The following is a 7,634-nucleotide window of genomic DNA, read 5'->3' on the forward strand; positions in this document are numbered from 1 at the left end:
TTTCGATGTTTGCTATATTCCCTTTTCTCGAATCTCGGAAAACGATAATCGATTTTCTCCAGCCTGTCGATGAACGATGGACGAAAAACGGTAAACGTTTCGCGATATTCGTTTTTACCCGAAACTGTCGATAAACGATAAACGGCAATCGATGGACGATAGTCGATTTTCGTTGTTCGATATTCGTCTTTCGATGTTTGCTATATTCCCTTTTCTCGAATCTCGGAAAACGATAATCGATTTTCTCCAGCCTGTCGATGAACGATGGACGAAAAACGGTAATCGATCCTACATTTTAACTTCCTTTATATTTTCTATATTCTCTAAAAACCAAGCATACGTTTTTTCAATACCCTCCTCTAAATCTGTGGAATACTGCCAACCAATAGCTTTCATTTTAGAAACATCCAATAGTTTTCTTGGTGTTCCATCTGGCTTTTCAGCATCCCATATAATCTGACCTTGATGCCCAGTTACTTTTTGAATCGTTTCTGCCAATTCTTTAATGGTAATATCTTTACCCGAACCTACATTATATAAATATTCTGGCAATTCATTCTCTAAAGCATAGACAACGGCTTGTGCCATGTCGTCTACAAATAAAAACTCACGCATCGGAGTTCCGCTTCCCCATAAGGTAACAGACGTATTATTCAATTTTGCTTCATGAAACTTACGAATCATTGCAGGCAGTACATGAGAGGTTTGTAAATCGAAATTATCGAAATAACCATACAAATTAGTAGGCATTAAACTCACATAATCTTTTTGAAACTGATTCCTAATAGCTTGACAAACTTTTACACCCGTTATTTTGGCTATGGCATACCACTCATTTGTTGGCTCTAAAGAGTCTGTAAGTAAGTATTCTTCTTTTAAAGGTTGTGGAGCAAATTTTGGATAAATACAAGAGCTTCCTAAAAATATAAATTTATCAATGCCCGATTTTAAGGCGCTATCAATTAAACTATTTTGGATTTGCATATTCTCCATCAAAAATTGATATGGAAAATCGTTATTCGCTAAAATACCACCAACTCTTGCGGCAGCATCGATAATCGCTTCAGGTTTTTCTTTTTGAAGAAAGTTTAAGACCTCTTTTTGATCTTTTAAGTCAAGCTCTTTGCTAGCTTTGCCTAACAAATTTGTATATCCTTTTTTTTCTAAAGCTCTCCAAACAGCAGAGCCCACCATACCGTTATGACCTGCAATATAAATTTTGGTATTCTTATCCATAAAAAACGCTACTTACTTTTTATTCTTTAAATTTTCTTTCTCCTGAACTTCTTTGCGCAAGAAACTGCTCGAAAAACGATGCTCTCTTTTATTATAAAAAAGCGCTATACCCGCTTTCTCGCAATATTCACGGCCTGTAAATTGTTTTTTAGTATATTCATCGCCTACAATGCGCAAATCAATTTTAAAAGAACGTAAAACATCTTCTAAATCTTGTTCTGTTGCATACGGCACTATTTCATCTACATATGTACACCCTTTTAACTGGATGTATCTTTCGACAACAGATTGAATCGGTCTATTTTTCTCTGGCCGATCTAAAGTTGAATCTGTTTGTAGACCACAAATTAAGTAATCACATTCTTGTTTTGCATCTTCTAACATTTTTATAGGTCCTGCATGAAACAAATCAAATGCACTAAAGGTGATCCCTACTTTCATGAATTTATTTTTTATTTAATAACCAAGAAGAAGATTGTATTTTATCTCCAAGGCCATCAATTAATTGAATGTTTAATTCTTTGCAAATTGCTGCTTCAGGTATTGAATTATTGTCTTGATCTCCTCCATTCGCAAAACCCAAATCATAATCTTCTCCGAAGGTATCGAAAATACTGCGAATAGAATCGCGCACTGTTCGATCTTTATCTACAGAAATTATGGCTTTGTCTACCGCCTTAATATTCTGAACAATAAACAAACGTTCCTCTTCTTTTTGAAACTCTTTAGCGCCCTTAAGATCTCTTTGTAAATCGCTATTCACAATAACAAAAAGTTCATCTGCTAAAGCTTTGGCATTGTTAAAGTATTCTAAATGCCCTTTGTGAATTGGATTGAAGTAACCAGATACAATTATAGCTTTCTTTTTCATGTATTTTTCAAGTGATCTGATCGAATGCAAATATATATTTATTTTTTAATTACAAAAAGGATGTTTTTCCTCTAATGTTATTATTGTGTTATTTGTATTTTTTTGCCCTATTTTTAGGGATTCCATTGCGGTGTACAATTCAATCACCTCTCCTGTTAAATCCTACAAATTTCGATTTGACTTTAGTAGCCTTACCTCATACTATAGCGTGCTCTTAAAAAAACTTAACACTTAATCTAACATCTCTCTATGCTGCGCGGTTAGGCACACTTTAGTTTCGAATCTATGATTAGCTAGAAATTAGTTCACTAAAGGTGATCTTTTAATAGTTTCTGATCTTGTACCTAAAATAATCAAATTTCTTTTGATAAATTATTTTGCAGTGTTAGATTACTTAAAACCTTTGTGTTCTAGACTAAGCCCAATAAATTCATTGAATTCATCACAAATTATTGAAATTTTTAATTCTGTAAAACTTGAAATTCATATGATTTACGTCCATCTATAAACTTTAAACACTTACGCTTTTCAGTATTTTATAATGGATTTAATTTATAGCCTACTCCTTAATGATTCTTTTATTTTACCTATATTATATTAGGGAGAAAAATCTTTGATGAAGCAGTAACTGACCGTATTATTTTGCCCCTAAACATATTTCCAAGAAACCTAGTTAGCTTTACTTGCCTATCTCTTTAATATGCTCAAAAGGAAGCGTCACTTCTGTAAAACTATTTAAAACATCTACCTGAACAACCACCTTATGCGTTCCGCTTGTTTCTATATAAGAACCTTTTAAACCGATAAACGGACCTGCAATAACCTCTACATTTGTCAAATTAGCGAGCTTAAACGCATCTACTTTTTTAGTGCCCTCGCTATTTTTTGTTAAAATTTTTAAATTATTTATTTCAACTTCTTGAACAGTAGCTGGCTTGCCTAAATGCTTTAAAACTGCTACGACTCCTTGAACTTTAACAACAGCCAATAAATCTTTTGCTGTTCCTTGCATAAAAACGTAGGATGAGATTAGTGGGACTACAACTTTCTTTTTTCGATCGCTCCATTGCTTTACTGTGGTTATCAGCGGTAAAAAGCTTTCGTAGCCTTGCTTCTGCAACCTTTTATGCACTTGTTTTTCGGCTCTAGAGCTTGTATGTAAAGCGTACCAATTTAACTTCAATTTAATTATATTTTTAACATAGTATCTAAAAAGCTAATGACGTATTCTACGGCTTCGCCCTCTTGAGTCCCATTTTAAGGAGCGTCTAGTATTTGATTAACAAAATAGGTATTACAAAAATATACCTGTAAAAGCATTTAAATTAGAGCTTTTTAAACCTTAATTTCCACAACAAATATAGAATTTATTCTAAACTAAAAAAGGAGTAACGCTTCTATTTTTCAAAAGTTAATAATTTCTTACTATTATACTATGTGTGTAACTTTTTTTTCATCTTTTAAGCACGAATTAATTTAGATGTATTTTAAATTTACCACCCTAACAAACATTAAAGCTTTAATACTACCTCTTTTATAGGAGTTAAAACTACCCTTTTTAAATTCTTTTATATAGCGTTCTTTCTAAAGCTATACTGATAATATTACGTGTACTACCATCAATTATACGATGAGTATCCCCAACCTAAAATGCTGTCAATTATTTTTAAAAAATAACTGAAATAACAAACAACTTTAGCATTTACAACCGCTGATATTAAGCACCTTTTTTTCTATTTCTAATCGTTAAATGTAAATTTAATTTTCAGCTTATAAAAGGATGTTTTCCCCCTTTAAGTGCTTTTACGAGATTCTTATTACAAAGAATACTTTTTTAAAGATGTCGCAGTATTTTAACAGTTAAAACCAAGTCACATCGAAGTATTTAACTAATTATTATGAAGCGATATCTTCTTATCCTTATTTCTTTAATTTATTTTGAAAATAAACTTTCATGAACAAGCAATAACGAACACCTTTTTAGAAATAAAAATGAATAATTGAGATCTCTTAATAATAACAAAGTTGCTGTTTTTAGATCTCTCCGAACCTCCAACGAGCATTTTATATTTTACTGCTACTTTCAAATGTCATAGTAAAATAAGTGAAATTAGAAACAAATGCCGCATCTTGTTTTTTATAACAACACTTTATAGACCTTTCCATTAATGCGCAGACAAGAGTCAAAAAATAATTATTGAAAAAAGGGCACGCTAGAGAACAAGCCAAGAAAATCTGGAAAAAGAAGACAATTTTTAATATTTCAACCAAAAGCGTAGGAGTCTGAAATACGAGAACTCGCCAAATACTGAAACTAGCTCAACTACATATTCAAGCAATCTTGCCTACCGGACAAGCAGGCTTGCCTGCCGAAAAGGTAGGTTCAACTCACAATTTTAAAGTGAGTGCTTCGTTATTTTTAAAATTGAGCTTCACAAATACAACAATACTTTTTTAAAAAGTTTCTTAACCTTTACCTAAAAGTATCCATACTAATTGTGCAAAGTTCCTTAAGTTTTAATAGAAAGCATGATATGTTTTTCGTCTTATCTGTTTCCCTGGACATAACAGAATATTCTGCGTAAATTTTTTAAAATGCCGACAGGTCTGAATGCGGTGTAATTGGTCTCTGCTATGTAGGTTTCTGTTATATTTAGTAGGGGCAAAACTGCTTACTACTTACCTTACAATTTTATTCTTTTTTCTTTTCCATTGACCTTTCGACTTCGCTCAAGATAAATTCCAAGAAACAAAAATCTAGACTTCTGATAATTTTATTGAATTCTACAAGATATTTCGCTATCGTGTCCAGACCGTAAAAACCCTTTGGACAGGTAATTGCTTCCTATCTTTTGAATTCTTACTAAAATTATCGTATGTCGGGTTTAGATGCTGATTTTATAAATCGTTAATCGTTTTTCGACTATCGTTTTTCGTTTACCGTTTACCGTTTTTCGACTATCGCGAAACGAACAAATATTGGCTCTACGCAGTAAGCTATAAGCTATAGGCTTTGAGCTAAAATAAAACAACGAACATCGAATATCGACCAACGAACCACGAACCACGAACCACGAACAACGTCCTTCGTCCATCGTTTACGGTTTTTCGACCATCGACTAACTATCTCGAAACCAACAACCAACCACCAACCACCAACCACCAACCACGAACATCGAAACACGAACATCGAAACACGAATAGAATTCTAAATAAAAAAGCATTTCTAAAATTAACCCTCTTGATCCCAATAAATAATGAACGATGATATGGAAGAGTGTTCACTTAAATAAGGTACTTGCTCTTTTCTTTTTCTTTTTTCTTTTCCATTGACCTTTCGACTTCGCTCAAGATAAATTCCAAGAAACAAAAATCTAGACTTCTGATAATTTTATTGAATTCTACAAGATATTTCGCTATCGTGTCCAGACCGTAAAAACCCTTTGGACAGGTAACCGCTTCATATCTTTTGAATTCCTACTAAAATTATCGTATGTCGGGTTTAGATTGTGAATGCTATATTCCGTAACTTCGGAAGTAGAAATCTGTCATCTAACGCACGGAACAAATGATGTCCTTTAACAAAATAGGTTCTTTAAAAAGTAAACTTCTATTGATACGAGTTTAATATGGCGCTCTCTCGATATTCATTGCTTTTACAAACTTAAAATGAATACTTTTAGAAAGTAAGACATGAGAAATGCTGTTTTCTATGCATCTCCTACTTTTTAAGAATTTATGAAATGTGTTTTTTACTAGTGACCGATTTCAAATATTTTTAGTTTGATACACCTTGATAAAACTTGGGATTCTACGAATTTTTTAAAGGACACCCTGTCTTTTTAAATATAATTTTATCAAGATAAAGGAGCTAGTTTTGTGTTAATTATATCTATTTATCAGACAATTAAAATCATCTTGGTTCTTGTTCTTGGTTCTTGTTCTTGGTTCTTGATTCTAAAATCAAAGTATTCTTGCCTCTTTTATAGGTCAGTGATATTTGAACGACCTTGTAAAATTAAATTGATATTATTATTACGCAGACAGCACCCTAAAAACATTGCTAAAATCGGCAATGGTTTAAAATCATCAATAAGAATGCAAGTTTTGATTTTAGATTTCTCTAAACGTCGAAATAATATTTTGAATTTTACTGCTATTTTCCAGTGTCATTTATATATAATAGCAGCATGAACAATAGAAGAATCTTATTTTCTGATTACTACGCTTTTTAAAGCTAGCATTGCTCCGCAAACAGGAATCTAAAAATGATGGTTCAAAAACCAATGTTTGTAAATCTCAATCAGAATACGCTTATTTTCTCTCACAGTTCTCTAAACCTTGACATATCATTTAAGTTTTATTGCAGTTTTCGAGTATTATGCATAGCACAGAGTCAAATGAAAGATTGCCGAATTACATTGTTTTTGAGTCCAATTTTTTTTTTAGATTTCCGCCTTGATTCTCATTTTTTTATGCAATACCTAAATTTTTACAAGGCTATTTTGGCGCTATGGTATTTTGAATAGCTAAAACATTCTCTTGATAAAGCGGATTTTATAAACTGTAATTTTTAAATCACTTTAAATAGCAGATATAATGAGACCTCAAAGGTCTTAAAGACCTTTGAGGTCTCACACTACTTTTATACCATTAAAAAAACATCGACCTACATTCAGGAACTTATCACAATCCTATTTTTATTCCAAATTAGAGTACCCGCTGCATTTAACAAAGAACCTCTATTTTTTGGCGTTCCATCCCACAAAAAAGAATAATACAACCCTCTTGCCTCCTTTAAAAAACAATAATAATTAGAAATAATTCCTATTCAAAATAATTTAAAGTTATAAATCCGTTGTCTTTTAGAAACTGATCTTTTTTCATAAGCATAAAATCACTCTGCATCATATCTTTTACCAATGAAGCCAAATCATGTTCAGGAAGCCAACCTAGCTTTGTGTTCGCTTTCGTCGGATCACCAATCAATAAATCTACTTCTGTTGGTCTAAAATATTTTGGGTCTACTGCCAGAACCTCTTTCCCTATTTCTGGGAGTTCGATATTCGTGGTTCGTTGTTCGTGGTTCGTTATTCGATGTTCGTTTTTCGTGGTTCGTTGTTCGCTGTTCGTGGTTGGTGGTTGGTTTCACCATAGATGATAATCAAAAAACGATGTTCGAAAAACGGTAAACGCAAAACGGTAAACGATGGACGAAAGACGATGGTCGTTGTTCGATTTTAGCTTAAAACCAATAGCTTATGGCCCATAGCCAATACTTGTTCGTCTCACGATGTTCGAAAAACGGTAAACGCAAAACGGTAAACGATGGACGAAAGACGATGGTCGTTGTTCGTGGTTCGTTATTCGTTGTTCGTTTTTCGTGGTTCGTTGTTCGCTGTTCGTGGTTGGTGGTTGGTTTCACCATAGATGATAATCAAAAAACGATGTTCGAAAAACGGTAAACGATAGACGCTGAACGTTGTTCGTTATTCGATGTTCGATGTTCGATTTTAGCTCAAAGCCA

At 32.9% G+C, this 7,634-nt stretch carries 5 protein-coding genes; all 5 read right to left on the reverse strand.

Annotation, left to right across the window (positions count from 1 at the left end; genetic code table 11):
• Nucleotides 1–288: 288 nt before the first annotated feature.
• Nucleotides 289–1,236 (reverse strand): GDP-L-fucose synthase family protein, encoded by a 948-nt coding sequence (locus ES044_RS17525; protein ID WP_147120635.1) that lies wholly within the window; start codon nucleotides 1,234–1,236, stop codon nucleotides 289–291.
• Nucleotides 1,237–1,248: 12 nt separating this feature from the next.
• On the reverse strand, nucleotides 1,249–1,677 hold the full coding sequence (locus tag ES044_RS17530) for an adenylyltransferase/cytidyltransferase family protein (RefSeq protein ID WP_147120636.1): 429 nt from the start codon (nucleotides 1,675–1,677) through the stop codon (nucleotides 1,249–1,251).
• Nucleotides 1,678–1,681: 4 nt separating this feature from the next.
• Nucleotides 1,682–2,107 (reverse strand): adenylyltransferase/cytidyltransferase family protein, encoded by a 426-nt coding sequence (locus tag ES044_RS17535; RefSeq protein WP_147120637.1) that lies wholly within the window; start codon nucleotides 2,105–2,107, stop codon nucleotides 1,682–1,684.
• Nucleotides 2,108–2,786: 679 nt separating this feature from the next.
• Nucleotides 2,787–3,290, reverse strand: coding sequence for a UpxY family transcription antiterminator (locus ES044_RS17540; RefSeq protein ID WP_189663349.1), 504 nt, complete (start codon nucleotides 3,288–3,290; stop codon nucleotides 2,787–2,789).
• Between the two features lie 3,644 nt (nucleotides 3,291–6,934).
• Nucleotides 6,935–7,201 carry a GDP-mannose 4,6-dehydratase gene (locus ES044_RS17545; RefSeq protein WP_147187449.1) on the reverse strand — a complete coding sequence of 89 codons (267 nt, stop codon included), beginning with the start codon at nucleotides 7,199–7,201 and terminating at the stop codon, nucleotides 6,935–6,937.
• Nucleotides 7,202–7,634 lie beyond the last annotated feature (433 nt).

The sequence above is a fragment of the Polaribacter sp. IC066 genome (genome assembly GCF_007997085.1).
Classification (GTDB): domain Bacteria; phylum Bacteroidota; class Bacteroidia; order Flavobacteriales; family Flavobacteriaceae; genus Polaribacter.